Source organism: Bombilactobacillus bombi (assembly GCF_013607485.1).
GTDB lineage: Bacteria > Bacillota > Bacilli > Lactobacillales > Lactobacillaceae > Bombilactobacillus > Bombilactobacillus bombi_A.
In genome coordinates this window covers 1-401 of the sequence record NZ_SCHP01000159.1, presented here as the reverse complement: position 1 = coordinate 401, position 401 = coordinate 1, and the positions used below count along the sequence as shown (strand labels likewise).

Below are 401 nucleotides of genomic sequence, written 5' to 3'. Positions count from 1 at the left end.
CTAAACTTCCAAATATAAAAATGACCCGTACGGGATTTGAACCCATGTTACCGCCGTGAAAGGGCGGTGTCTTAACCACTTGACCAACGGGTCAAACAATGGAAGTTACAGGGCTCGAACCTGTGACCCTCTGCTTGTAAGGCAGACGCTCTCCCAACTGAGCTAAACTTCCAAATATAAAAATGACCCGTACGGGATTTGAACCCATGTTACCGCCGTGAAAGGGCGGTGTCTTAACCACTTGACCAACGGGTCAAACAAAACTCCAAACACAGTCTGAAGCCAACGGAGAGTAAGGGATTTGAACCCTTGATACAGAAATAATCCGTATACATGATTTCCAATCATGCTCCTTCAGCCACTCGGACAACTCTCCAAATAAAAAAACTCCGGTTGTCAGA

At 45.9% G+C, this 401-nt stretch carries 4 tRNA genes; all 4 read right to left on the bottom strand.

The window, feature by feature from the left end:
• Nucleotides 1-21: 21 nt before the first annotated feature.
• The 4 genes from EQ827_RS08945 to EQ827_RS08930 all read right to left on the bottom strand — a co-directional run bounded on the left by EQ827_RS08945 (nt 22) and on the right by EQ827_RS08930 (nt 376).
• A tRNA-Glu gene (locus EQ827_RS08945) sits at nt 22-93 on the bottom strand.
• A gap of 6 nt (nt 94-99) precedes the next feature.
• Nucleotides 100-172, bottom strand: a tRNA-Val gene (locus tag EQ827_RS08940).
• A gap of 11 nt (nt 173-183) precedes the next feature.
• Nucleotides 184-255, bottom strand: a tRNA-Glu gene (locus EQ827_RS08935).
• 31 nt (nt 256-286) lie between these two features.
• Nucleotides 287-376: transfer RNA gene (locus EQ827_RS08930), tRNA-Ser, on the bottom strand.
• Nucleotides 377-401 lie beyond the last annotated feature (25 nt).